Consider the following 23,944-nt stretch of genomic DNA (forward strand, 5'->3'; position numbering starts at 1 on the left):
TAAAGATAGCACTGACCGTCAAAAATCTCAGAAGTGATTAAGTTTCAGTCAGAAAAAGGGAGGCGAAGATTAGCATAAGTTGTTTGTTTTGAACAAGCATTCGAAATCAACCATACATTTATCGATCGCTTTGTTATTCAATCCCCTATCTAAAAAACTTGTTCGGATTTTAAGGCAATATCAAAAAAAACACCTAGCATTAGAAGGGAAAGTTGTTGATGTGTTTGACAACGATGTTAGAGCGCAGGGGCTCTATCACACAAGGAGTTAGGTGTTGTTAAGGAAAATTTATGGGTTGTTAATACTTACTGTTTCAATGACGGTTGGTGCAAATGGAGACGCAACTAGTGAGGCTCCCGTTGGTACATCTGTTTGTGATGAAGCATCAACGGAATGTATTGAAAAGCAAGACGCAAACGCGGCTTTAAAAGAGTCAAACCAAGAGTATTATCAGTATTTGGTCGATCAATTTAGCCAAGTATTGCCTAGCGATATTGATGGTTTAGCTGCGGTGGTGAAAGAGCCCAGTAATAGCCTGTTTCACTACTGGTACCTTAACGACAACCTTGCTTTCAACCAATATACCTATGATTACATTAGCGCGCGTGTCACGCCCAGCCACTTACCGGGTGTGGTGCAGTTATCGGCAGGAAAAAGCTTTAACCATGCATATTTGCAAGTACTGTCTGGTGTTAGTTTTGGCTTAAGCCAACAAACAAAGCAGCAGTTGGCGGAGCAGCAAAAAGAGTTGGAGACACTTGCCAGTGATCTTGTTGATGTTTACGAATACGCGTTCAATCCCATTACTCCTGAACAGATAGACAAAGCGCACCGAGCGCTGGAATCTTATAAAATAACCATAGAAACTAAGCTCGACTATGTCGTGGATTTCGTCGTGGCGTACAAATGGAGTGGGCGTTTGGTGCAAGACAAAAGGCCACTGCCATTTATCGGGATTGCCCAAGCAAGCAATCTCAGCCAAATTTTGCCAGATATACCAGCATCTGGAGCTGGGGTGTTACAAAAGCTTGGTTTATATTTGCATTCCTATCGGGTGATTAATGCAATGAATAATGGGTTTCAGCATAACGCTGCTATGCTCAATGCTTCGATAAGCAACGTGCAGTCACCGAGTAAAGAGAGAGGTGGGATAAAAACGTTCAATCCTGTTGATGGGCTTGAATCCGAACGCTACCAGCCAAGATATGATATTGGTGTGGCCCTTGCCGCTATTGCCAATTCACTGGCTAACCGAGAGCGAACATTACGCTTAACACTGCGAATAGCTGCGAGCAAAGATAATATTGGCGAGCAAGATTTGCCCGGTGTCATTACGGGCAAGCTGATATTTATTGATGAGTTAGGGCGTTCGATTGATTTGAATTTACTAACGAAAACAGGCTCGGTCACTATGGATATCGCGTATCAGGGCTATGCTTATTTACCCATTCAAAAAGCCAGTTTGAGCGCGGATGGGCAGTCAGGGTGGTATTTTAGTGATCCCATATGGCAGTCAATCCAACATCAAGGTCAAGATGAAACGGGCTATCAATTTGCCTATCAGCCTGCGTTTCATCTCAGTTGTCATCACCATGATGGTAACTTTGCAAGCCTGACAGGGGTATTAATTGCCAATTCACCTAAAGTCGTCATCACTTTTGATTCAAACAGCGAAGTGCTGGCAAGCCTTTTTGAGCAAACCTCAGGTCAAGGCAAGCTCCAATTCGATGGAGAGTGGATAAAGCATGGCATTGAGCAGCGCAGCTATCGTTATCAAATGGCTGAAGGTACAGAAGGACAAAAGACGCTCATCTTTACTTCTGACAGCCAATTAGCATCGGCTTCACAGGCCAATTCTTTACAAGTCAGCATACCGTCAGAGTTAAAAACGGCCGATGTATTGTTGGTCACTTACCAGTATCCCGCCGCCGAGGGTAATGGAACTTGCCCTGTAGAAAACCAGCTCTAAGCCTATTATTGGTTGAGCTTAGAGCTGAGAATTAAATGTTATTCAATATTTTGGATCTGCTCGCGCATTTGTTCGATAAGCACTTTTAGCTCAACGCCTGAAGCGGTGATATCTGTGCTAATAGATTTAGATGCGAGTGTGTTGGATTCACGGTTAAATTCTTGCATCATAAAATCCATGCGGCGGCCACAAGCGCCACCTTTTTTAAGGATATTATTGGCTTCTTTTACGTGCGAATCGAGGCGATCCAGCTCTTCTGCTACATCGGACTTTTGTGCAAGAAGGATCAGCTCTTGCTCGACGCGAGAGGGTTCCAGTTCCACTTTGGCTTCTTCGAACTTGGAGAATAAACGTTCGCGTTGCCATTCGAGAATTTCAGGCATTCGAGCGCGTACTTTAATGACTTCGGCTGTAATGGCGGATAAGCGCTGCTCAATAAGCGCTTTCATATTATCACCTTCACGGCCACGAGCTTCGATAAACTCACTCACGCCTTCGTCAAACGCGGCCAGTAAATCTTTGTTGATCGCATCCATGTCTTGCTCTGAGGTTTCCATAACCCCTGGCCAATTCATGATTTGAAATGGGTTTAACCTGTTGTCGTCACCTGTCATTGCCATCACTTGTTTGGCGGCGTTGATCACTTGGTTGGCAAGGGTTTCGTTGATGCTAAGCTCCCCTTTAGCTGCAGGATTGGCTTCAAAGCGCAGCGCACATTCTACTTTGCCGCGAGCTAGGCGCTGACGAAAACGTTCCCGTAAGACAGGTTCTAAACCACGAAACTGCTCTGGTAGGCGAAAATAGGTTTCCAAATAACGTTGATTGACGCTGCGAATTTCCCATACCGCAGTTCCCCAATCGCCTTTTACTTCTTTACGAGCATAGGCGGTCATACTATAGATCATCGAATTTTCCTGTTTTAATCATCTGTGAAAATAACGCCAAGCCATAGTAACAGAATATGCATGATTTGGAATCGCACGAAAATAGGATGCTTTTCCAGCACTGCGCTTTCTGCTAGAATCTTGCCCCAATCTGATTCGTCTTCCCCTATCGATAGAGATAGACAACTAAGGTAGATGCTAATGCGTCCAAACGATCGCAAGGCGGACCAAGTTCGCCCTATTAAAATCACTCGTCACTACACGGCTTACGCTGAAGGCTCAGTTCTGGTTGAGTTTGGCAATACAAAAGTACTATGTAATGCGACCGTTGAAGAAAATGTGCCTCGCTGGTTAAAAGGCCAAGGTAAAGGCTGGGTGACGGCTGAATACGGTATGTTACCGCGTTCGACGCACTTGCGCATGCGCCGTGAAGCAGCGAGTGGAAAACAAGGTGGCCGTACCATGGAAATTCAACGTCTGATTGCGCGTAGCTTACGAGCGGTGGTGGACCTTGAGGCAATAGGTGAAATTATGGTCACAGTGGATTGTGATGTCATTCAAGCTGATGGTGGTACGCGTACCGCTTCTATCTCTGGTGCCAGCGTTGCCATGGCCGATGCATTTCAGCATCTAGTGGAGAAAGGCAAGCTGAAAGCAAATCCAATGAAAGGGCATGTAGCTGCTGTGTCTGTCGGTATGCTGGGTCAAGATGTCTTGTGTGACTTAGAGTATGTAGAAGATTCCGCTGCTGATACGGATATGAATGTGGTAATGACAGAAGACGGCCGCATGATTGAGGTTCAAGGCACGGCAGAAGGCGAACCTTTCAGCCATGATGACTTGATGAAGTTGCTTGAGTCGGCCAAAACGGGGATTTGCGATATTGTCGCGGCGCAAAAAGCGGCGTTAGAACAGTGATTTTTAAATAGCTTCCAATTGAGGAAGCTATTTTTTTATCTTTTGAAATTTTAGGCAGTAATAAGTAGAGAGTGAGTGATGAAAGCATACCAGCGTGAATTTATTGAGTTTGCATTAGAGAAGCAAGTACTGAAATTTGGTGAATTTACTTTAAAGTCTGGCCGTAAGAGCCCCTATTTCTTTAACGCTGGTCTTTTTAATACCGGTCGCGATCTGGCTCGTTTAGGTCGTTTTTATGCCGCCGCTCTGGCAGATTCTGGGATTGAGTTTGATGTGCTATTTGGACCTGCCTATAAAGGTATCCCTATTGCGACCACAACCGCGGTGGCATTAGCAGATCACCATCATATTGACACGCCATACTGTTTTAACCGTAAAGAAGCCAAAGCTCACGGTGAGGGTGGTAATCTGGTCGGCAGCGATTTACAAGGGCGCATCATGCTGGTGGACGATGTGATTACCGCTGGCACTGCGATTCGAGAATCTATGACGCTTATCCAATCTAATGGTGCGCAGTTAGCTGGTGTTCTGGTTGCAATCGATCGCCAAGAAAAAGGTAAAGGTGAGCTGTCTGCCATTCAGGAAGTAGAGCGTGACTTTGGGTGTGCGGTGATTTCTATCGTCAGTTTAGGTGATTTAATTAGTTATCTAGAAGAACAAGGTGATGCGACCGAACATTTAGCCGCGGTCAAAGCTTATCGAGCTGAATACGGTATCTAAAGAGTGACCGTCATCCTGTAAGCCAAAGGGCTGACTTGTGAGTCAGCCCTTTGCTTTTATTTGGCTAGCTAATTTGAATTGTCGTAAATTGCGCTGCCGTCTCGCTGAGTTTTTAGCAATGACAGATTCCACATATATTGTTCAGGGCGGGGCCTTACGAGATCTTCGATTGCTTGATTCATGGCTCTCGCGTCTGCTTCTTCATCACCAGTTGGAAAGTTTTCTAACGCAGGCAGAATATGCACTTCATACTTACCTGTCTTATCGTTATACGCGGGTAAAACAGGGACCACTTTAGCTTTGGATAAGCGAGCCATTTTACCAAAGCCTTTCAGTGTGGCTTTTTCGGTACCAAAAAAGGGAACAAAGACGGAATTTTCGGCGCCAAAATCTTCATCAGGTAGCCAGTATCCAAGATAACCGTCTTTAATTGAACGTACAAAGGGCTTGACCCCTGCCTCTCTGGCAAAAATACGCCCACCATATTGCATGCGTTGTACTTGCATTAACCAATCGCCAATTGGGTTGCGCTGGGGCTTCATTATCGTGGTGACTTTGTAGCCTCTGGCCGCCAGCATGACTGCTGGGTAGTCAACGGCCCAAGCGTGGGGAGCTAAGATAATGACTTTTTCACCAGCATCGAGTAGAGGGAGAATATTTTCTTCTCCGATCATGATGCCGCGATTTTGGTTGTGCTCGGTTGAGCGAATCAAAAACTCCGAATAAGCAAAGAGATACTGAGCGGCTTTGACAAAGGTCTCTTCCAATATGTGCTGACGTTCTGAGTCAGACTTTTCAGGGAAACAATAGGCCAAATTGACACGGGCACGGCGAACCACTCGGCCATTCTTTCTGACAATAAATACCGATAACTTACGTGCCAATGCGTCACGCCAACGAAAGGGAACAAAGGCGATTAAAGCGGCAAATGCTATGCCGAACCATGTGCCCCAATGCTTGGGGTGTAAAAAGGCCCACTCAAATCTTGGATTGTGCAGGTGCTTTTCGATGTTATTTTTGTCTGTGTTGCTCATTGAAACTTATTGATATCTTGAGTTGGTGAGTGAGTGATCCGGTAAAGACTTAAAGCGCTTGTGTAACCACATCCACTGCTCTGGAGCACGCATGATAATTTCTTCGACAAACTTATTCATGTAAGCGGCGGCTGCATCTTCATCCTTATGTGGAAAGTCTTGTTCAATCGATTTATCGGCAATAATTTCGTATTTTCCTTGTTGGTTGCGAAAGCCAGAACCTAGCACTATCGCACTTTTACTGGTAGAGGCAAGGATTCTGGTTCCCGTGGTTGTACAGGCTTGTTTGACGGCAAAGAAGGGGACAAATACCGATTTGTTGTGCCCATAGTCTTGGTCAGGTAAGTAAAACAGTCTATGACCTTGGCGCAGTACGCGAATCATCTGTTTTAAATCGCGGCGATAAATTAATTGGTTTCCGTTGCGAGTACGGCCTCGATATTGAATGAATTCATAGGCCGGGTTGCTATGTGGCCGATAGGCGCCATAACCAGGAAGACCTAATACGGCGAAAGCTCGGGCTGTGATTTCAAGGTTGAGCGCGTGCACGCAGCAAAGCAGCACCCCCTTTCCGGCATCTTGGTGCTTGTGTAATTCATCGATATCTTTGGCAATGAGAATGCGTTTAAAGCGCCATGTTGGCCAAAACCAAGTGATTCCAGTCTCAATCAAAGCCATGCCGGTATTTTTGAAGTTTTCCGCTACCATATCATCGATTTCTTTCGTGGACATGTTGGGAAAAGCTAGTTCAAGATTACGTTTGGCAATTTTTGCTCGCGACTTGCCTATTTTGAGGCCAAAGGAGCCAATGCCGCGACCGACTTTCAAAAGCAAGGCATAGGGTAGCAAGTTAACGATAAGAGCCAGTAAACCAAATCCAAACCATACGCCCCAATATTTTGGATGAAGTAGGCTTAAACAAAACTCTGGTTTATCAAGGGTGTTTTTTTTACTCATGGTACGAACTACTTAATTTGTGCGCTCAGTAAAGCCCAATATTGTTCAAAATTAGCCGTTGGCTGGTATTTAAAATCTGAGCGGACAAAGCGATTTAAACTACCTTCAACCTGACCCAACAACTGCGCAGCTAGGGTAGATTCATCGACAGGAAACGCTTTTCCTTCTCTTAGTTGACGCTCACGTAGTATTTGGCGAATTGAGGTTTCAATGCGTTCAAATAACTGATTGATGCGTTCCCGCAAGCGCTCATTTTCAAACATTAAAGCATGGCCAGATAAAATGCGTGTTAAGCCTGGGTTACGCTCAGCAAAGGCCAAAATAAGCTGTAAAACCAAGCGAATACGTGTGAGGGTGTCTTTCTCCTCGTCTAGAATGCGATTGATGCGTGACATCAAAGATTCTTCAATAAACTCGATCAGGCCTTCAAACATGCGTGCTTTGCTTGGGAAGTGTCGATACAAAGCTGCTTCAGATACACCAACATGCTTGGCGAGCTTGGCCGTTGTAATCCGAGAGGCTCCATCGTGAGACTCTAGCATCTGCGCCAGTGCTTGTAGTATTTCTTCGCGGCGGTTGCTTTTTTTTGTTCCGGCCATGAATGAGTTCCTTTTCCCACTGTTAGTGCCCATTAACACAGGCATTTGCCCAGACTAGCAAGCTAGGGTGGGCTGAATAGACGACTTTCTGAATGTTAGATTAAGCTCTGTTTCTCGCCTCTTTGGCACGAGTCATTTTGCTTGAACAGCAGTAGTGAGATAACAGATTTAGTGGCTCAATTGTTTAATTTTTCCGCAATGCACATTAATATTTGCTGCGCAATTTTTTCTTTTGAAGCGAGAGTAAGTGACTGCTCACCCTCTTTCCAGTATAGAGTAACTGCATTGTTGTTGCTGTTAAAGCCTTGGCCCGCTATTGAGACATCATTGGCACAAATCATATCCAAATTTTTCTTGTTCAGTTTACTGCGTGCGTAATGGGCGACATCTTGTGTTTCTGCAGCGAAGCCAACTGTGAAGGGTCGATTGTCAGTCATATTGGCAACTGAGGCGACGATGTCTGGGTTTTTGACCATGGTGATCGTCATATTGTCGGTGCCCTCTTTTTTCTTAATTTTTTGCTCAGCAATCGTTTCAGGTCGATAGTCCGCCACTGCTGCGCAACTGATAAAAATATCATGGTTGGCGGCGTGCTGCATAACAGTATTATGCATCTCTTGTGCACTCACGACGTCAATTCGGTTGGTGCATTGAGGTGTATCGAGTGAAACTGGCCCAGCCACCAAGTTGACTGAAGCGCCTAGCTGCGCTGCTGCTTGTGCTAAAGCAAAGCCCATTTTTCCTGAACTCTGGTTGGAAATGTAACGCACAGGGTCGATGGGTTCTCGCGTCGGACCTGCCGTAATGAGGACAGATAGCCCTTTAAGAGGCTTTTCTGCCCAAAATTGTTCGCAAAACTCGACCAGTTGTAGGGGTTCTAGCATACGACCTGGCCCGATATCACCACATGCTTGCTCCCCAGAAGCGGGCCCCCAAATGTGCAAACCTCGTCTTTCAAGCGTGGCGATATTGTCTTGAGTGGCCTGATTGCGATACATTTGCTGATTCATAGCGGGAGAGACGGCAATGGGCGCATCGGTTGCCAATACCAAGGTGGTGAGAAGATCATTTCCCATGCCCGAAGCAATGCGGGCAATCAGGTCGGCAGTTGCCGGCGCGAGCAGCACTAAATCGGCCCATTTTGCTAATTCAATATGGCCCATTGATGCTTCGGCGGCCGGATCGAGAAGGCTGTCTGATACGGGTCTACCAGACACGGCTTGCATTGTTAGAGGGGTGATAAATTCTTTGGCAGCTTTGGTCATAACAACCTGAACCTGTGCGCCTCGCTCCATCAGTCGGCGAGTCAAGTCGGCACATTTATAAGCCGCAATACCACCACCGATGCCAAGTAGGATCTTTTTGCCTGCGAGTGTTTGCATGATGATCATCCTTAAAAAATTCTGTGGCAAGATTACCACGCAGCAGATTGAGACTCTAGAAATGGTGTCGTAAGTTTTCAATGCCACCATACTTGGACTGCTTATTTATATACCTATTATTTACTGAAAATCTTTCACTTGCTCTAAGACAGCGTTGACTAGTGTGATTCAGTGCATAGCAATCGTTATGCTAGTGAGGCTTTCTTCAAATTTTGGGTTGAGTTATGTTTCTGCCTCCTGAATCTATGCCAAGGGAAAAGTTGCTCTCGCGAGGAGCCCAGTCGTTGACCGATGCGGAGTTACTAGCGATTTTTTTGCGTACAGGCACTAAGGGTATGAATGTATTGCAATTGGCCGATACACTGCTTAAAGAAATGGGTTCACTGCGGCGCTTGTTTTCCGCCAGTAAAGTAGAGCTTTGCCAATATAAAGGACTGGGCGAGGCGAAATATGTACAATTACAAGCCGCATTGGAAATGACGCAGCGCCATCTTCATGAAACTTTAGTGCGTGGTGAGGCATTAACCAGCCCAGAGCAAACCAAGCTTTATTTGGTCAGTCGATTGCGTGACAGAACGCGCGAGGCCTTTTATATTCTCTTTTTGGATAATCAGCATAGGGTGATTAAGGGCGAAATCTTGTTCGAAGGCACTATCGATAGCGCATCGGTTTATCCCAGAGAAGTGGTTAAGCGCGCGCTTGATCACAATGCGGCTGCTTTAATATTGGCCCACAATCATCCCTCAGGTGTGGCAGAACCGAGTCAAGCCGATCGTCGAATCACCCGTCGTATTGGGGATGCACTGGCTCTAGTCGATATTCGTATCCTTGATCATTTCGTCGTTGGGGATGGAGAGGTGGTTTCCTTTGCAGAACGTGGATGGATTTAAATCACATTACTTGTTGTGAGTTGCGTGAATTCTGCTACAATCCCCCGACATTTTTTGAACTATTATCAGCTCTGCCTAAAAAAGATCACGAAAACCTTGAAAAAGGATCTGTTCGGGTCTTGAGCAATGCTAGTCAAGTTAGTATAATGCGCGACCTTTGATAGCCTTGTATGGGTTTCCATAGCGGTATAAGACCTCTAAATTCTTCTACGAGAAATAGAGAGGTTCGGCCACCAAGGTTGATATCGAGCTGAAACGATTTTGGAGAAGACATTCATGTCACGAGTATGCCAAGTAACTGGTAAGCGTCCAGTAACGGGTAACAACCGTTCACACGCACGTAATGCTACTAAGCGTCGTTTTCTGCCGAACCTACAAACTCATCGTTTCTGGGTAGAGAGCGAAAAACGTTTTGTTAAACTACGTCTATCTGCTAAAGGTATGCGTATCATCGACAAGAAGGGCATTGATGCTGTTCTTGCTGACATTCGCGCAAACGGCGAAAACGTTTAAGAGGAAATAGGCAATGGCAAAGAAAGGCGTACGTGAGAAAATCCGTCTAGTATCTTCTGCAGGTACTGGTCACTTCTACACTACTGATAAGAACAAGCGTAATATGCCAGGCAAATTTGAGATCAAAAAGTTTGATCCAGTTGTTCGCCAGCACGTTATGTACAAAGAAGCGAAAATTAAGTAATTGATTTCTCTTCTAGACTTTCTCAACGGAAGTTCATACTAGAAACCCAGCATCATTGCTGGGTTTTTTGTTTTCCAAAGATAGTTCTATCCTAGTTTGGATGGCTTTTCTCAACACAGCGTTTCAGTCAAGGTGCACTGAGTCGTCATTTCCCTGCTAATGGTTTTCTGCTACCTTTTGATACAGTTACTTAACTGGAAAAACAACTGATGCGTGTTTCTACATCGAGGCGTCGCCGCTGGAATAACATCATGATTTTAGGCATCATTGCCTTTATTGTGATTCTTAATCTGCCAACGGTCATTAAAACCTATCTAATAAAGGACAACTTGGTCGCTGCGAGTGGCGATTACCCTTATCTACTGGACCCAACCTCTGAATTGCGTGCCTTGTACTTTTCGGACTGGTCTTTGGAAAATCAGAATGGGCAATGGAGTATGGCTAAGCCAGGAAGCGTTTCAGCATCTGAGTTGGCTCAGCGCTGGAGTGGATTGGTCGGTACCGCAGTCGATGGGCAAACATTTGATAGTTTAAAATCTCAACTAGGTTCACCAAGTACGATAGAAGTTTGGTATCACGATCAGGAAGAGCCACAAAGGATCACCTTCTATCAAACGCCACAATTTTGGTTGCTAAAAAATTGGCAAGAGCAGTGGATCGCCATTTCAGTTGCACCGGAATATTTGCTACCTTAGTCGATTCTATTTAATACCTATAAGAACCCTATGCCTGAATTACCTGAAGTTGAAGTGAGTCGCCTTGGCATCACCCCACACTTGATTGGACAAACGGTTGCAAAACTGACTTTTCGCACGCCTAAGTTACGTTGGGATATTCCCCATGAATTAAAGAAGATGGAAGGTCAGATAATCCGCAATATTTCACGCCGGGCTAAGTACTTACTGATTGAAACTAATGTGGGAAGTGCGATTGTTCATTTGGGGATGTCTGGCTCACTACGTGTATTGGATGCAGACATCGCGCCGGCAAAGCATGATCATGTCGACTTGAAGCTAACCAATGGCAAAGTCCTACGCTACAACGATCCAAGACGTTTTGGTGCTTGGCTGTGGACGGAAAATGGAGAGCATCAGGCGCTGCTCAATATGGGACCTGAGCCGTTGACCAAAGACTTTGATGCACAATACCTTTTTGCCAAGGCAGATAAAAAACGGCTAGCAGTAAAGCAGTTTATTATGGACAACAAGGTAGTGGTGGGCGTTGGCAATATATACGCCAATGAATCCTTGTTTAGTGCTCGAATTCATCCTTGCCGCGCGGCAGGATCACTGACTGAGGATGAATGGGTAAGGCTAGTCAAAGAAATTAAACAAGTTCTTGAGACGGCGATAGAGCAAGGTGGGACAACACTAAAAGATTTTGCACAAGCGGATGGCAAACCAGGATATTTTGCTCAAGAGCTTAGGGTATATGGCCGTTCAGGTGAGCCTTGTCCGAGTTGTAGTGGAGCAATTCAAGAGCAGAAAATTGGTCAGCGTAATACGTTTTTCTGTGGTGCATGCCAGAATTGATGTCAGCGGCATACGCCGCTGAATTTATATATGCGCTTTATTTTTTAGCGCATTGGCGACCACTTCGGGGACAAAGTTTGTGACATCACCACCATGAATCGCAACTTCTCTCACTATGGTTGATGAGATAAACGCATGCTCTTCTGCTGGGGTGAGAAACACGCTTTCAAGTCCAGGCATTAATCTTCGATACATATTGGTTAGACCAAATTCATACTCAAAGTCGACAGTGGTGCGCAAACCGCGGATAAGAACGTTCGCGTTTTCTTGTTTGGCAAAATCAACCATCAATCCAGAAAATCCTTTGGAGCAGACGTTGTCTAAGTGTTTGGTTACTTGTTGGGTAAAGGCGACGCGTTCATCCAGTGTAAACATGGTGTTCTTACTTGGACTTGCCGCAACGGCTATGGTGACGTGGTCAAACATATCAGCCGCTCTTTCTATCAGATCTAGGTGGCCGTTAGTGATAGGATCAAAGGTTCCCGGATATATGACTCGGGAAAGACGTTTTTTGGTCACTGTTATGTACTCAGTCGATTGGTTTATCTCGCTTAATGGTAACAAAAAGGCTCACATTTACCCAACTTAGCCGTTATGATTGAGACAAAAGTTCAAGTGCTGGAAATGTAATGAAAAAAATACTCGTTGTCCGCAATGATAAAATCGGCGACTTTATGCTGGCTTGGCCAAGTTTTGCCATGCTCAAAAGCTCTCTGCCTGATTGTCAGATAACGGCGCTAGTTCCCAACTATACAGTGGCTCTTGCCAAACTTTGCCCTTGGATTGATGAGGTTCTGGTTGATCCGACAAGCAAAGGTTCCAAGCAAGCCCAGTCAGCTTTGGTCGAGATACTAAGGTCTGAGCGCTTTGATGCGTCTATCAACCTATTTTCGACAACCTATAATGCCAAATTAGTTTGGCGAGCAAAGATTCCCTATCGCTTAGCCCCAGCGACTAAACTGGCGCAGATTTTCTACAATAAGCGGATTAAACAAAAACGCTCACAATCGGCTAAGCCTGAATATGAATACAATCTTGATTTGATAAGAGCTTTTTTGACCGACCTCGGTAAAGAAGTCGTTGAACCTAAGGCACCTTATTTGGTTTTTCCACTTGAAGATGTTGAGAGTCAAAAGCAAAAACTGGCGCAGCAGCTTGAGTTAAATCCAGATAAACCTTGGCTTTTTGTTCACGCAGGTAGTGGTGGCTCGGCAAACAATCTTTCATTGACTCAATACTCCCAGCTAATCTGCGCTGTACCTCAAGAGTTCGAAGTGATATTAACCGCAGGCCCAGGAGAGGAACAAAAAGCAGCAGAGCTGCATGGCTTAGTCAAAGCCCAAGGTAGACCTTCAGTGGTTTATGACAAAAACCAAGGTTTAATCGACTTTGCTCTTGCCATTGCGTGCGCTGATTTGTTTGTCGCAGGTTCTACTGGGCCCTTGCATATTGCTGCCGCTATTGATGTGCCAACGGTGGGCTTTTTCCCTAGCAAGCGCTCAGCAACGCCACTGCGCTGGAAGCCGATTAATTCCCCACACAACCATATTGCGTTTTGTCCGCCCCAAGCGGATGATAAAGTCAGTCAAGAAGATATGGCCAGAATTGATATCAGTTCAGTACTTGACGACTTACTGCCATGGATAGAAAGCAAATTAAAATAAACCCCAAAAGCGAGGTAAAATCGCTTTTTGGGGTGTGATTTAAGGGAACTTAAAAATTTAAAACGAGTTTGGCATCTTGTCTGTTTCAGTCCGAATCCAAAGATCGGCATATTTAACAAAGGTCGAATGCGCCGATAGTAAAGAAAGCAGCAAGCCTTGTTTGCCGTCAAGAAACCCCGCTTTTATCACATACATTTTCAAAAAGCAGCCAAGGGCGTGCAAGATGCCTTGTAAAATGCTGCTGCTTTTACCTTTTTTCTCTCTTTGCTCGGCCCACGCTTTGGCATATCCTGCCGATTTAACCAGATAGTGATTCATGTCGTTATAGGTGAAATGGATCAGATCGCCTTTTAGCGTTTCCACTTTCATTGTTTTGGATACTTCGACTTTCTCATGCACTAGTGCATCATTGTACTGCGTCAGTTTAGTGGGGTATAAGCGTAGCACCTTGTCTGGATACCAGCCACAATGGCGAATATAGCGACCAAACACCCAACTGAGCCGTGCAGTTTGGTATATGGTGTTAGGTTGGTTAGCACTTACTGCGTTTATAACGCTGTCTTTTAGTTCAGGTGTAACGCGCTCATCGGCATCAAGCCATAAAACATAATCAGACTCGACGTAAGACTGTGCAAGTTGACGCTGCGGCCCAAAACCAGGCCAATCGGCATTAACAAAAAATTTATCGGTGAAGCTGCGGGCAATCGCTTCGGTATTATCTGTGCTACCGGAGTCTAGCACCACAATTTCGTCAACCCAGCTATGTACGGTTTCTAAGCAGGCTTTTAGATGCTGCGCTTCATTTTTCACGATCAAGGCGACCGCAATACTCGGTTTACTCACACGGGTACCTCATCAATTTGTGTTTATGCTTTGGGAGTGTTGATTGGACAGATCAAGCTCCTTGGTAACGGTATCAAACATGTCGATGACTTGCCGTGGTTTGATACGCTGCATCGCATTTTTATCCTTAACTCGAGCTCGCCAGTTTAACTCATTTGCTGATTTTCCTGTCTCAACCAAGATGGCATCTTCATAGGCTGAAACCACGTACTGACGATATTGATAAGGCCCAGTTCGCTCTGGGTTATGGTGAGCATAGAGGCCGATCACTGGGGTATTCACCGCATTGGCCATATGCGCAGGCCCAGTGTCAGGAGCTATGAGCAGATCTGCAAGGTCAATCAGAGCAAGCATTTGTTTGAGTGAGCTTTTACCCACTTGATTGTTGAGCTTACATTCTGTGTTGTTCTCAATCTCAGCGGCTAAATCCGTTTCTACTTGAGCAGGGCTGCCCGCTAAAATCACTTGCCAACCTTGCAGATTAACATGCTCGATCAAAGCTAAGTAACCTTGCAGCGTCCAATTTTTATATGTCTTACTTGCCGCAGGAACCAGAACTAAGTTTCTTTTTTCACTCGAAAGTTGGTTTTCTGCCCAACTTTTATCTTGGTCTGAATAAGTGAGTGACCAAGAAGGTGTCATATCTTGAATGCCAAGTGTGTGACCAAATGCCAACAATCCATCAAGGACATGCATTGAGTCTGGAGATGGGACTTTAACGTTAGTAAATAAGCTTTGAAAGTCTTGACTTCTTAGCTTGTCAAAGCCGAGTTTATACGTGGCCTTAATTCCCAGTGTCGCAAGACTGGCTCTAAAGGCATATTGCATGTGCAAGAGAGCATCAAACTTACGCCCTTTTAATGCCTGCCATAGTTTCTGATACTCCCGCCAGCCGCTCTTTTTATCAAATACGATAACTTCTATATCTTTTATTCCTTCAAGTAACTTGGCTTCAAGCTTACCGGTAATCCAGACAATGTGGGTTTGAGGCCAGTGTCTCTGAATCGCCTGCACCGCGGCAATGGTATTACAGACATCACCAATAGCGGACAAACGCAGAATACACAGAGATTCAGGGGGAGATGAAAAAAGGCTCATAGGGTTTTCTTATCACTAGCAGTGTTGAAGATTATGCAGAGCCATTCAATAAATGTAAAATACCAGTCAGCATTTATTACGAGAAAACCAGTCATGAAAGCGTTGCAGTTTGATAATCAGACTATTTGGTATGATGAGACTTTGCTTAAAGACGATCCTAAGCAGATTTTTAATGCCAAATTTTGGCAACAACAAGATAGGGTCATCGGCAGTGCACAGGGTCGAGGCACGACTTGGTTTGTGCAAACTCAAACGGTGCAAGCGGCGCTGAGGCATTATCGCCGTGGTGGTCTGTTTGGCAAGCTAATTGCCGATAGTTACTGGTTTTCAGGTTGGGAAAAAACCCGAAGTTATCAGGAGTATGATTTACTCAATACTTTAATTGAAGCAGGTGTAAATGTGCCAAGGCCTCTTGCTGCACGGGCGATTCGCTGTGGGATGACCTATAAAGCAGATCTTCTCAGTGAAAAAATCCTAAATGCCCGAGATTTGGTGTCTATCTTGATTGATGGCCCATTAGCTGAAGAAATGTATCGTAAAATTGGTCAAGAGATCGTTAAAATGCATAATGCTCAGGTCAATCATACAGATCTTAATATTCACAATATCCTGATAGATGATAGTGACAAAGTATGGATAATTGACTTTGATAAATGCTGTCAGCAATCGGGATATGCATGGAAGCAGAGCAATCTTGACAGGTTAAAGCGCTCATTCGAAAAAGAATTGGTGAAAAGAAAGATCCATTGGTCTGGTTCTGAATGGTCAGCTATCACAGCCGATTTTAAGATTTATTGATACCTCGCCGAGAGGTTCGCTGAAGATTATAATATGTTATTAATTTATAAAATGTAGTTTTAAAGCCGATGCAATATAAAGTAACACTCGCTCCATCTGGAGTTCATTATAGTAGTGAAGATAATTTGCTCGATGACGCCTTAGCAAAAAATTTGATGTTGGAGCATAGTTGCAAAAACGGCGATTGCGGGGTGTGTGAGGCGAGTGTATTGTCGGGGCAGGTATTAGACCAGAATGGTTGTGTCGTGACAGCTGGGACTATACTGACATGTCAATCTAAACCTTTGTCTGATGTGACTCTTGAGGCCGAATTTTTTCCAGAATTAGCTGAAATAAAGCAGCAAACGCTGCCGTGCAAAGTTTCGAGTATCAGCTATCCGACTAAAGATATCGCCGTTCTTAAATTGCGCTTTCCTCCCACAGCGAAATTTGAATTTATCGCGGGTCAGTATTTGGACTTGATGTATAAAGGTATCAAGCGTAGTTACTCAATTGCTTCTTCGATGTCTACTAGTCACGAAGTTGAGCTCCACATCCGAAATGTACCTCAAGGTAAAATGTCTGAGCATATTTTTTCCGGTATTAAAGATAATCAATTGATGAGAATTGAAGGGCCTAAAGGTACTTTTTTCACAAGATCTTCTGATAGAAAGCTCGTGTTTCTCGCAACTGGCACAGGAATTGCTCCTGTAAAAGCCATGATTGAACGGTTAGTTGAAAGTGGGGACACAAGAAAAGTCATGGTTTACTGGGGTATGAGAACTCCCAGTGAACTCTATTGTAAAGATTTGGAAAATCTTATTGATAAATTGAGTGATGCATTATTTATTCCTGTGTTATCTCAATCTGCTGATTGGAAAGGGCGGAAAGGGTATGTGCAAAATGCGGCGATTGAAGATATAAAAGATCTTGATAATTGTGATGTATACGCGTGTGGGTCTGTTGCGATGATTGAATCAGCGAGAGAGCTATTTTCTAAACATAATTTGTCTAAGCAGCATTTTTATTCAGATGCATTTACTCCCGCAAAGTAAGGTAAGTTGGAGCCATATCAATGAAAGCGGTAATACTAGCAGGTGGCTTAGGTACGCGCCTAAGTGAAGAAACTTCTCTAAAACCCAAACCAATGGTGGAGATAGGAGGGAAGCCAATTCTCTGGCATATCATGAAGCAGTATTCAGCACACGGCATTCATGACTTTATCATTTGCTGTGGTTACAAAGGATATGTAATAAAAGAGTATTTTGCAAATTACTTCCTTCATATGTCAGATGTGACCTTTGACATGAAAAACAATGAAATGAAGGTCCATCGTAAGCGAGCAGAACCTTGGACAGTCACTTTGGTCGATACAGGAGATAACTCAATGACTGGTGGCCGGCTGGGTCGAGTCACTGATTATTTAAAAGACGAAGAAGCATTTTGCTTTACTTATGGGGATGGTGTGGGTGATATAGATATTACTGCAACAATTGAATACCATAAGTCGCATGGTAAAAAGGCAACATTGACGGCAACTTATCCTCCTGGGCGCTTTGGTGCCTTAGATATACAGTCAGGTCAGGTTATGAGTTTCAAGGAAAAACCCAAAGGAGACGGAGCCATGATAAATGGTGGATTTTTCGTTCTGTCACCACAGGTTCTTGACTACATAAATGGTGATGATTGCGTTTGGGAGCAATACCCTCTGAATCAATTGGCACTGGATGGGGAGTTGATGGCATTTGAGCATCACGGTTTTTGGCAACCTATGGATACGCTGCGTGATAAGGTTTATCTTGATAAGTTATGGCAATCTGGTGAAGCACCTTGGAAAGTTTGGGAGTAATTAATGAACCCTAAGTTTTGGTCGGGAAAGCGAGTGTTTCTTACAGGGCATACTGGTTTTAAAGGAAGTTGGTTATCTTTATGGCTCCAAGAAATGGGCGCAGTAGTTAAAGGTTATTCACTTTCTGTACCTACTACCCCAAGCTTGTTTGAAGAAGCCAACGTTAGTCAACGAATGACGTCAGAAGAAGGGGATATTCGAGACTTCGCCCGTCTTCGCCAATCAATTCACGACTTTCAACCAGAAATTGTCTTTCATATGGCTGCACAACCTTTAGTGCGGTTGTCGTATGATGAACCAATAGACACATACTCAACAAATGTAATGGGTACTGTCTATCTGCTTGAAGCGATTAAGCAAGTCGGTGGAGTTAAGGCCATTGTGAATGTGACATCTGACAAATGTTATGAAAATCGAGAATGGGTCTGGGGTTATCGAGAAAACGACCCTATGGGGGGATATGACCCTTATAGTAACAGTAAAGGCTGCGCTGAGTTAGTGGCTTCGTCTTATCGCCAATCTTTCTTCAATGCAGATAGATACCAAGAGCACGGTTGTGCTTTAGCCTCTGTTCGAGCGGGGAATGTTATTGGAGGAGGAGATTGGGCGGCCGACAGGCTTATTCCTGATTTACTGAAAGCATTTGGTGAAGAGAATAGTGTCGAAATCCGAAACCCCCATGCCACTCGCCCTTGGCAACATGTGCTAGAACCACTTTCGGGATATCTACTGATTGCAGAAAAGTTATACCTTGATGGCCCCAACTTTGCCGAAGGATGGAATTTCGGACCGAAAGATGACGATGCATGGCCAGTTGAAAAAATAGTCAGCCAAGTTGCGCAATTATGGGGTGATGGGGCACGGTGGTCTTTGAGTAAAGACATCCATCCTCACGAAGCGCACTACCTCAAGTTGGATTGCTCAAAGGCGAGGATGCGTTTAAGTTGGACGCCCATTTGGAATTTAGAAACGACCTTAGCTAAGATCGTTAACTGGCATAAAGCTTGGCTTAATGATGAAGATATTAGGTCACATACAATAGATGAAATAAATCAATACATGGCCTCTAGGTTGGGTAATAGGTAATGTCGAAAGAGCAAATAAGAGCTAAGATTGCTGAGCTTGTTGAGCAATATGCTGAGTTAGAGTATGCACCAAAAAACTTTGTTGGCGGAGAAAGTGTTGTGCCTCCTTCGGGCAAAGTACTTGGCGCAAAAGAACTACAATTTATGGTGGAAGCGTCTTTAGATGGTTGGTTGACGACTGGTCGATTTAACGATGCTTTTGAAAAGCGTTTGGCTGAGTATTTAGGTGTTCCTTATGTTTTGACAACAACATCCGGATCTTCTGCGAACCTTCTTGCGCTTACCGCGCTTACGTCTCCTAAACTTGGCAAACGTCAATTAAAACCAGGTGATGAAGTTATTACTGTTGCTGCTGGTTTTCCAACGACTGTCAACCCAACGATTCAAAATGGATTAATTCCCGTATTTGTTGATGTTGATATTCCAACATATCAAATTAAGCCTGAAATGATAGAGGCAGCTGTTTCTGACAAAACTAAAGCTATCATGGTTGCTCACACACTCGGAAATACGTTTGATCTCAAAGAAGCACGACGTGTTGCTGATAAATATAATCTATGGCTTATTGAAGATTGTTGTGATGCGCTAGGGTCAACTTATGATGGCAAAATGGTTGGAAGCATCGGCGATATCGCGACAGTAAGTTTTTATCCTGCCCATCATATTACTATGGGAGAAGGTGGGGCTGTATTTACTAAACACAGTGAGCTGCGCAAGCTAGTTGAGTCATTTCGTGACTGGGGTCGTGATTGCTATTGTCCACCAGGTTGCGACAACACCTGTGGTAAACGCTTTGATCAGAAGTTGGGTTCATTACCAGAAGGCTATGATCACAAATACACGTATTCCCATTTAGGTTATAACCTCAAGATTACCGATATGCAGGCAGCGTGTGGTCTTGCGCAAATGGATAGAGTTGAAGAGTTAGTTCAAAAACGCAAAGATAACTATGTCTATCTGCTAGAGGGTTTAGCTTCTTGCGAGGAATTCATCATCTTGCCAGAGGCCACGCCAAACAGTGACCCTTCATGGTTTGGCTTCCCAATTACTTTGCGGGAAGAAGCGGGTATTGAACGTGTTGACCTTCTCAAATTTATGGACCAATACCGTATTGGCACGCGTCTTCTCTTTGCTGGTAATTTGACTCGGCAGCCGTATTTTGAGGGTGTTGACTATAGAGTCGTTGGCGATCTCACGAATACCGACCTCATTATGAACAATACATTCTGGATTGGTGTTTACCCCGGACTAGGTCAAGAGCATTTAGATTTCATTATTGAAAAGTTTGAAGAGTTCTTTGGTGTTAGTTTCTAAATAAACCTCACGAGTATTGGAAAGCCAATGAGAAAGCATTGGCTTGTTTGATGTATGAATATATCTGAATTGGACATTGCTGGTTGTTATTTGATTGACTTACCCAAGTTTGAAGATCATAGGGGTGAGTTTATTAAAACATATCACCCAAACCACTTCGAAGGTACGTTACTATCCGATTTTGACCTTCAAGAAGAGTTTTATTCTGTTTCCAATAAAAATGTTCTTAGAGGCCTTCATTTTCAAGAACCACCGGCGGCACATAACAAGCTAGTGACATGTTTAGAAGGCGAGGTGATGGATTTTTTTGTTGATATTAGGAGCTCGTCACCAACTTATGGCAGGTTGACTAAGGTGCAGCTTAATTCAAATCAGCCCCAGCTACTTTATTTACCAAAAGGAATTGCTCACGGTTTTTTAACTTGTTCACAGCGAGCTACTCTACTTTATAAAACGGATCATGTTTATGCACCGGAGCTAGATAAGGGCATACACTGGTCAAGTGTGGGGTTGGATATTGACTCTAGCGAATTAGTGATTTCTGAACGTGATCAGGCATTTCCATCATTAAGCGATTATAAGAGCCCATTCTAGTGAAGATATTAATGACTGGTGGCACAGGTTTTATTGGTAGCCAATTTATTAAGCAATTCCAATCGGACTACAAAATCCATGCTCTTGTTAGGGATGTGAATGCGGGCGTTGGCGATGCGGTGAAAAGTTATGTTTATGATGGTTCTATCGAATCAATTAAGGTCGCTCTTAATGATGTTGATATTGTACTTCATCTAGCAACCTATTATACCGCAGTTCATCGACAAGAAGATATTGCCCCTTTAATCGATGCAAATATTTGCTTTGGCGCCAATTTACTTGAAGCCATGAAGCAAACTGGTGTTAGACGTATTGTCAATATAGGTACCACGTGGCAAAAGTTTGGTGACCGTGATCATAGCTATGCCAATCTATACGCTGCTACCAAGCAAGCTTTTCAAGAGCTTCTCAGCTATTACACTGATGCACATCAGTGGAGTAGTTTAAGTCTTCATTTAAATGATACCTATGGCAAAGCCGATCACAGAAAAAAAATCATTCAGTTGCTTATTGAAACAGCAAAAAATGAGTCTTCATTAGATATGAGCCCTGGAAGTCAGCGCTTTGAAACCTGCCATATCAGTGATGTTTTAAGTGCAGTGCAAATCGCATTGGAGCGCGTAATGTCGATGGTAGATACGCGAAATGAGGAGTTTTCGATTCTAACTGGCGATGATACTTCCCTAAAAGAACTCGTTGGCATAATAGAGAGAGTTTTGGGCCAGCCGATTAAAATTAACTGGGGAGCACGAGCCTATCGTGATAGAGAAGTTATGACGCTGCCGAAACAGATGTATAAGACGCTTCCTGGATGGAGTAAAAAAGTGACGATTGAAGATGGAATACAAGAGCTGGTTTGATGCAAGGTAATATGTTTTCTTTAAATTCTACTTGTAACTATTTTGACAAATACAAAACGACCAAATCTCATCTAGTGTATAGCCATGAGCCTGTCGATAAAAAAGAATTGAGGGTGTCTATCACCATCCCTACCTTCAGAAGGCCTGCACTCTTATTAGAAGCGGTGGAATCTGCCGCTAGACAAAATGCCAAGATAAAGTATGAAATTGTAATTGTAGACAATGATGATTCACGAGAGTTTACTCAGCAGATTATAGAAGGTTTAAGTTCTATCTCCTGCAATGTCCGATATTATGTGAACCATGAAAATATTGGTATGTTCGGTAACTGGAATCGTTGTATAGAACTTGCGAATGCAAAGAGGTTAACCATTCTCAACGACGATGACTTGTTGGACGAAAACTGGTTATCTGTTGTTTCTCAATATGAGCAATACAGTCTGGTAAAACCAAATAACCGAAGCTTCACTCATGTCAGTGAGATTGAACCTTATCTTGCCGGTGGTAAAATTACGACCAAGGAATTAGCGCTTAAGGAGTGCTTTTGGGGTAATATTAACCCTGGCTCTTTAGGGATGGTACTCGACAAACAAGCATGCCTTTCTTTGGGTGGCTTTAACCCGGATCTTTATCCAACATCAGACTACGACTTTTTGTGTCGATACATCAATAACTACAGTTCGGTAAAAATTACAGCAAATCTGTCACATTATCGCTGGGCCGAAAATGAAAGTATGAAGAAGGCTGTGTTAGAAAAATTTGTTTGTAATGATTTTGATATGAGGGCGGCTTTTTATCATCAGTCTCCGCTTATTTCATTCACTTGCCGTGTTCTTTCTGTTCGATACTTCGAACGCTTATCGCGTGTAAACAAAGAGTTAGATTTTGATGTAATAAAGAAACATATCAAACTTAGTGATTTGGATTTGAAGTTGATTGCTATTTTTCGTGTTCGCTTTTTTTGGTCAATGCTAAAACTACTAACGAAAGTATGTCTGTAGAGGAATGTATGAAAGTTTTTGTTATCTCATTGACGTCTTCGATAGATAGAAGAGAGCGGATTGCTCGAATGTTAGAAGAATTGGGCGTTCCGTTCACATTCTTTGATGCTATTGACGGTCGAGAAGGTTTACCGAGCGATTTAGTTGATAGGCCCGATGATTTGCACCGCAGAGTTTTACGTAGCCGACCGTTGACACCTGGAGAAAGAGGCTGCTATGCCAGTCATTATCGACTTTGGCAGAAATGTGTAGAGTTGAACGAACCCATATTAATTATTGAAGATGATTGCTTACCCACAGCACATATGAAGCCCTTTTTGGTCCATTTAAAGAGTATGCATGAAAAGGGTTATGAGTACATTCGTGTTGAACATCAGAAAGGGAAAGTAACTTTACTTGAAGAGATTGATGGCGGTGCTCAGAGTGTGTTTTGGCATAATAATATGAGTGGTACAAGAGGTTATAGCTTATCTCCCAGTGGAGCTAAAAAGTTGCTGGAGAAAAGCAAACGTTGGATTTGTGCCGTGGATAACTATATCGGTGAGTCTTATCGAACGGGTATAAAATGCACGGGTATCATTCCTTATCTGGTGATTGATCGCTGTGATATGGGAACCACGATACAAAATAACGGACCGAAACTTAAAACCCCGATCTATTTCAAAGTGACGAGAGAGTTTTATCGTTTTTATCGTTTTATTCGTTTGTGTTGGTGGAATGCAAAAAAAGTTAGAGTCTGAACGCTTACTTCTTAAACTGTTTCCCTGTAAAGTCACCAATAACACTTGCAGGGTTACCTCCAATCACTGAATATTTTGGAAAGTTTTTTGAAACTGTTGCACTGCTTGCTACGACAGACTCTTTTCCTATGTGTACACCCTTGGTAATCGTTGCTCTGGCCCCTATCCAAACTTTGTCCTCTATTTTTATTGCTTTATCTGGATTTAGTATGGCGTTGCTTTTGTCGGTGATTTGGTGCAGATCTGAGTCCATAAATAAAGTGTGCCATGAAATTAAGCATTCTCTACCGAATATAATCTCTTGATTGCATATAATAGTTGTCTCGCCCGTAAAATTACTTTCGCAACCTACCACTAACTTACCCTCAATATGCAATCGAGATCCCGTGCCAAGTTTAATATGTTCTCCTAGGTGTACTTCCCCTTTCTTTCCGACGTTCCAAATAAAGCGTGAGTATTTATTATCTGCTATTTGTACTCTACCAAAACCGAGTTTGATTTTGCCCGTTTTGGCCGAGTAAGGAATGATGAGCTTGC

Annotated in this window: 27 protein-coding genes; 18 read left to right on the forward strand and 9 right to left on the reverse strand. The window is 43.6% G+C overall.

The window, feature by feature from the left end; translation table 11 throughout:
* The first annotated feature begins 274 nt into the window (after positions 1-274).
* Positions 275-1,969, forward strand: coding sequence for a hypothetical protein (locus QQK21_RS21525; protein ID WP_284194227.1), 1,695 nt, complete (start codon positions 275-277; stop codon positions 1,967-1,969).
* A gap of 38 nt (positions 1,970-2,007) precedes the next feature.
* Here QQK21_RS21525 and QQK21_RS21530 read toward each other — a convergent pair whose 3' ends face one another.
* Entirely contained in the window at positions 2,008-2,874 is an 867-nt protein-coding gene (locus QQK21_RS21530) for a YicC/YloC family endoribonuclease (RefSeq protein ID WP_284194228.1), read from the reverse strand.
* A gap of 180 nt (positions 2,875-3,054) precedes the next feature.
* Here QQK21_RS21530 and rph point away from each other — a divergent pair, with 180 nt between their 5' ends.
* Together rph and pyrE are read left to right on the forward strand one after the other, a co-directional pair.
* Positions 3,055-3,771: a ribonuclease PH gene (gene rph / locus QQK21_RS21535; RefSeq protein WP_284194229.1), complete on the forward strand. Its 717-nt coding sequence runs from the start codon at positions 3,055-3,057 to the stop codon at positions 3,769-3,771.
* A gap of 78 nt (positions 3,772-3,849) precedes the next feature.
* Positions 3,850-4,491: an orotate phosphoribosyltransferase gene (gene pyrE, locus QQK21_RS21540; RefSeq protein WP_284194230.1), complete on the forward strand. Its 642-nt coding sequence runs from the start codon at positions 3,850-3,852 to the stop codon at positions 4,489-4,491.
* A 68-nt stretch (positions 4,492-4,559) separates the two neighbouring features.
* Here the strand turns inward: pyrE and lpxM are convergent, their stop codons facing one another.
* The 4 genes from lpxM to coaBC form a co-directional block, all read right to left on the reverse strand.
* Entirely contained in the window at positions 4,560-5,525 is a 966-nt protein-coding gene (gene lpxM, locus QQK21_RS21545) for a lauroyl-Kdo(2)-lipid IV(A) myristoyltransferase (protein WP_284194231.1), read from the reverse strand.
* 6 nt (positions 5,526-5,531) lie between these two features.
* Positions 5,532-6,482 (reverse strand): LpxL/LpxP family Kdo(2)-lipid IV(A) lauroyl/palmitoleoyl acyltransferase, encoded by a 951-nt coding sequence (lpxL, locus tag QQK21_RS21550; RefSeq protein ID WP_284194232.1) that lies wholly within the window; start codon positions 6,480-6,482, stop codon positions 5,532-5,534.
* An 8-nt stretch (positions 6,483-6,490) separates the two neighbouring features.
* Positions 6,491-7,081 (reverse strand): nucleoid occlusion factor SlmA, encoded by a 591-nt coding sequence (gene slmA, locus QQK21_RS21555; protein ID WP_284194233.1) that lies wholly within the window; start codon positions 7,079-7,081, stop codon positions 6,491-6,493.
* A gap of 176 nt (positions 7,082-7,257) precedes the next feature.
* Positions 7,258-8,463 carry a bifunctional phosphopantothenoylcysteine decarboxylase/phosphopantothenate--cysteine ligase CoaBC gene (gene coaBC / locus QQK21_RS21560; RefSeq protein WP_284194234.1) on the reverse strand — a complete coding sequence of 402 codons (1,206 nt, stop codon included), beginning with the start codon at positions 8,461-8,463 and terminating at the stop codon, positions 7,258-7,260.
* A 224-nt stretch (positions 8,464-8,687) separates the two neighbouring features.
* Between coaBC and radC the strand changes: the two genes are divergently transcribed.
* The 5 genes from radC (at position 8,688) to mutM (ending at position 11,582) form a co-directional block, all read left to right on the forward strand.
* Positions 8,688-9,353 (forward strand): RadC family protein, encoded by a 666-nt coding sequence (gene radC, locus QQK21_RS21565; protein WP_284194235.1) that lies wholly within the window; start codon positions 8,688-8,690, stop codon positions 9,351-9,353.
* Between the two features lie 276 nt (positions 9,354-9,629).
* Positions 9,630-9,866, forward strand: a complete 237-nt coding sequence (gene rpmB, locus QQK21_RS21570; RefSeq protein WP_006881432.1) for a 50S ribosomal protein L28 — start codon at positions 9,630-9,632, stop codon at positions 9,864-9,866.
* Between the two features lie 13 nt (positions 9,867-9,879).
* A complete protein-coding gene (gene rpmG / locus QQK21_RS21575) occupies positions 9,880-10,050 on the forward strand; it encodes a 50S ribosomal protein L33 (protein WP_004410866.1) in 171 nt (56 codons plus the stop codon).
* A 209-nt stretch (positions 10,051-10,259) separates the two neighbouring features.
* Entirely contained in the window at positions 10,260-10,745 is a 486-nt protein-coding gene (locus tag QQK21_RS21580; RefSeq protein WP_284194236.1) for a hypothetical protein, read from the forward strand.
* Between the two features lie 30 nt (positions 10,746-10,775).
* Positions 10,776-11,582: a bifunctional DNA-formamidopyrimidine glycosylase/DNA-(apurinic or apyrimidinic site) lyase gene (gene mutM / locus QQK21_RS21585; RefSeq protein WP_284194237.1), complete on the forward strand. Its 807-nt coding sequence runs from the start codon at positions 10,776-10,778 to the stop codon at positions 11,580-11,582.
* 24 nt (positions 11,583-11,606) lie between these two features.
* On the opposite strand, the gene coaD is transcribed toward mutM, so the two are convergent.
* Positions 11,607-12,101 carry a pantetheine-phosphate adenylyltransferase gene (gene coaD / locus QQK21_RS21590; protein WP_284194252.1) on the reverse strand — a complete coding sequence of 165 codons (495 nt, stop codon included), beginning with the start codon at positions 12,099-12,101 and terminating at the stop codon, positions 11,607-11,609.
* A 110-nt stretch (positions 12,102-12,211) separates the two neighbouring features.
* Here coaD and QQK21_RS21595 point away from each other — a divergent pair, with 110 nt between their 5' ends.
* Complete coding sequence (locus QQK21_RS21595) at positions 12,212-13,246, forward strand: glycosyltransferase family 9 protein (protein ID WP_284194238.1); 1,035 nt, start codon at positions 12,212-12,214, stop codon at positions 13,244-13,246.
* 57 nt (positions 13,247-13,303) lie between these two features.
* On the opposite strand, the gene QQK21_RS21600 is transcribed toward QQK21_RS21595, so the two are convergent.
* On the reverse strand, positions 13,304-14,089 hold the full coding sequence (locus tag QQK21_RS21600) for a glycosyltransferase family 2 protein (protein ID WP_284194239.1): 786 nt from the start codon (positions 14,087-14,089) through the stop codon (positions 13,304-13,306).
* Between the two features lie 12 nt (positions 14,090-14,101).
* On the reverse strand, positions 14,102-15,187 hold the full coding sequence (locus tag QQK21_RS21605; protein WP_284194240.1) for a glycosyltransferase family 9 protein: 1,086 nt from the start codon (positions 15,185-15,187) through the stop codon (positions 14,102-14,104).
* 93 nt (positions 15,188-15,280) lie between these two features.
* On the opposite strand from QQK21_RS21605, the gene QQK21_RS21610 reads away from it, so the two are divergent.
* The 9 genes from QQK21_RS21610 to QQK21_RS21650 all read left to right on the forward strand — a co-directional run bounded on the left by QQK21_RS21610 (position 15,281) and on the right by QQK21_RS21650 (position 23,407).
* Positions 15,281-15,985 (forward strand): 3-deoxy-D-manno-octulosonic acid kinase, encoded by a 705-nt coding sequence (locus tag QQK21_RS21610; RefSeq protein ID WP_284194241.1) that lies wholly within the window; start codon positions 15,281-15,283, stop codon positions 15,983-15,985.
* A gap of 68 nt (positions 15,986-16,053) precedes the next feature.
* Entirely contained in the window at positions 16,054-17,019 is a 966-nt protein-coding gene (locus QQK21_RS21615) for an FAD-binding oxidoreductase (RefSeq protein ID WP_284194242.1), read from the forward strand.
* A 20-nt stretch (positions 17,020-17,039) separates the two neighbouring features.
* Entirely contained in the window at positions 17,040-17,813 is a 774-nt protein-coding gene (gene rfbF / locus QQK21_RS21620; RefSeq protein WP_284194243.1) for a glucose-1-phosphate cytidylyltransferase, read from the forward strand.
* Between the two features lie 3 nt (positions 17,814-17,816).
* The gene (rfbG, locus tag QQK21_RS21625) at positions 17,817-18,899 is read left to right on the forward strand and encodes a CDP-glucose 4,6-dehydratase (RefSeq protein ID WP_284194244.1); all 1,083 of its coding nucleotides are present in this window, start codon (positions 17,817-17,819) and stop codon (positions 18,897-18,899) included.
* Entirely contained in the window at positions 18,899-20,212 is a 1,314-nt protein-coding gene (gene rfbH / locus QQK21_RS21630) for a lipopolysaccharide biosynthesis protein RfbH (protein ID WP_284194245.1), read from the forward strand. Before rfbG ends, rfbH begins: the two co-directional genes overlap by 1 nt.
* A 54-nt stretch (positions 20,213-20,266) precedes the next feature.
* Positions 20,267-20,806 carry a dTDP-4-dehydrorhamnose 3,5-epimerase family protein gene (locus tag QQK21_RS21635; protein ID WP_284194246.1) on the forward strand — a complete coding sequence of 180 codons (540 nt, stop codon included), beginning with the start codon at positions 20,267-20,269 and terminating at the stop codon, positions 20,804-20,806.
* Positions 20,806-21,666 (forward strand): NAD-dependent epimerase/dehydratase family protein, encoded by an 861-nt coding sequence (locus tag QQK21_RS21640; RefSeq protein WP_284194247.1) that lies wholly within the window; start codon positions 20,806-20,808, stop codon positions 21,664-21,666. The genes QQK21_RS21635 and QQK21_RS21640 overlap by 1 nt, the downstream gene beginning before the upstream one ends.
* A gap of 11 nt (positions 21,667-21,677) precedes the next feature.
* Positions 21,678-22,667: a glycosyltransferase family 2 protein gene (locus QQK21_RS21645; RefSeq protein ID WP_284194248.1), complete on the forward strand. Its 990-nt coding sequence runs from the start codon at positions 21,678-21,680 to the stop codon at positions 22,665-22,667.
* 8 nt (positions 22,668-22,675) lie between these two features.
* Positions 22,676-23,407 (forward strand): glycosyltransferase family 25 protein, encoded by a 732-nt coding sequence (locus tag QQK21_RS21650; protein ID WP_284194249.1) that lies wholly within the window; start codon positions 22,676-22,678, stop codon positions 23,405-23,407.
* Positions 23,408-23,411: 4 nt separating this feature from the next.
* Here the strand turns inward: QQK21_RS21650 and QQK21_RS21655 are convergent.
* On the reverse strand, positions 23,412-23,944 hold a 533-nt coding region (locus QQK21_RS21655), incomplete at its 5' end, for an acyltransferase (RefSeq protein ID WP_284194250.1).

The sequence above is a fragment of the Vibrio zhanjiangensis genome (genome assembly GCF_030161235.1).
GTDB lineage: Bacteria > Pseudomonadota > Gammaproteobacteria > Enterobacterales > Vibrionaceae > Vibrio > Vibrio zhanjiangensis.

Bases quoted from the DNA above. Each gene is read 5' to 3' on its own strand.
- QQK21_RS21530 (WP_284194228.1), bottom strand. From the start codon at position 2,874: ATGATCTATAGTATGACCGCCTATGCTCGTAAAGAAGTAAAAGGCGAT.
- rph (WP_284194229.1), top strand. From the start codon at position 3,055: ATGCGTCCAAACGATCGCAAGGCGGACCAAGTTCGCCCTATTAAAATC.
- pyrE (WP_284194230.1), top strand. From the start codon at position 3,850: ATGAAAGCATACCAGCGTGAATTTATTGAGTTTGCATTAGAGAAGCAA.
- lpxM (WP_284194231.1), bottom strand. From the start codon at position 5,525: ATGAGCAACACAGACAAAAATAACATCGAAAAGCACCTGCACAATCCA.
- lpxL (WP_284194232.1), bottom strand. From the start codon at position 6,482: ATGAGTAAAAAAAACACCCTTGATAAACCAGAGTTTTGTTTAAGCCTA.
- slmA (WP_284194233.1), bottom strand. From the start codon at position 7,081: ATGGCCGGAACAAAAAAAAGCAACCGCCGCGAAGAAATACTACAAGCA.
- coaBC (WP_284194234.1), bottom strand. From the start codon at position 8,463: ATGCAAACACTCGCAGGCAAAAAGATCCTACTTGGCATCGGTGGTGGT.
- radC (WP_284194235.1), top strand. From the start codon at position 8,688: ATGTTTCTGCCTCCTGAATCTATGCCAAGGGAAAAGTTGCTCTCGCGA.
- rpmB (WP_006881432.1), top strand. From the start codon at position 9,630: ATGTCACGAGTATGCCAAGTAACTGGTAAGCGTCCAGTAACGGGTAAC.
- rpmG (WP_004410866.1), top strand. From the start codon at position 9,880: ATGGCAAAGAAAGGCGTACGTGAGAAAATCCGTCTAGTATCTTCTGCA.
- QQK21_RS21580 (WP_284194236.1), top strand. From the start codon at position 10,260: ATGCGTGTTTCTACATCGAGGCGTCGCCGCTGGAATAACATCATGATT.
- mutM (WP_284194237.1), top strand. From the start codon at position 10,776: ATGCCTGAATTACCTGAAGTTGAAGTGAGTCGCCTTGGCATCACCCCA.
- QQK21_RS21595 (WP_284194238.1), top strand. From the start codon at position 12,212: ATGAAAAAAATACTCGTTGTCCGCAATGATAAAATCGGCGACTTTATG.
- QQK21_RS21605 (WP_284194240.1), bottom strand. From the start codon at position 15,187: ATGAGCCTTTTTTCATCTCCCCCTGAATCTCTGTGTATTCTGCGTTTG.
- QQK21_RS21610 (WP_284194241.1), top strand. From the start codon at position 15,281: ATGAAAGCGTTGCAGTTTGATAATCAGACTATTTGGTATGATGAGACT.
- QQK21_RS21615 (WP_284194242.1), top strand. From the start codon at position 16,054: ATGCAATATAAAGTAACACTCGCTCCATCTGGAGTTCATTATAGTAGT.
- rfbF (WP_284194243.1), top strand. From the start codon at position 17,040: ATGAAAGCGGTAATACTAGCAGGTGGCTTAGGTACGCGCCTAAGTGAA.
- rfbG (WP_284194244.1), top strand. From the start codon at position 17,817: ATGAACCCTAAGTTTTGGTCGGGAAAGCGAGTGTTTCTTACAGGGCAT.
- rfbH (WP_284194245.1), top strand. From the start codon at position 18,899: ATGTCGAAAGAGCAAATAAGAGCTAAGATTGCTGAGCTTGTTGAGCAA.
- QQK21_RS21635 (WP_284194246.1), top strand. From the start codon at position 20,267: ATGAATATATCTGAATTGGACATTGCTGGTTGTTATTTGATTGACTTA.
- QQK21_RS21645 (WP_284194248.1), top strand. From the start codon at position 21,678: ATGTTTTCTTTAAATTCTACTTGTAACTATTTTGACAAATACAAAACG.
- QQK21_RS21650 (WP_284194249.1), top strand. From the start codon at position 22,676: ATGAAAGTTTTTGTTATCTCATTGACGTCTTCGATAGATAGAAGAGAG.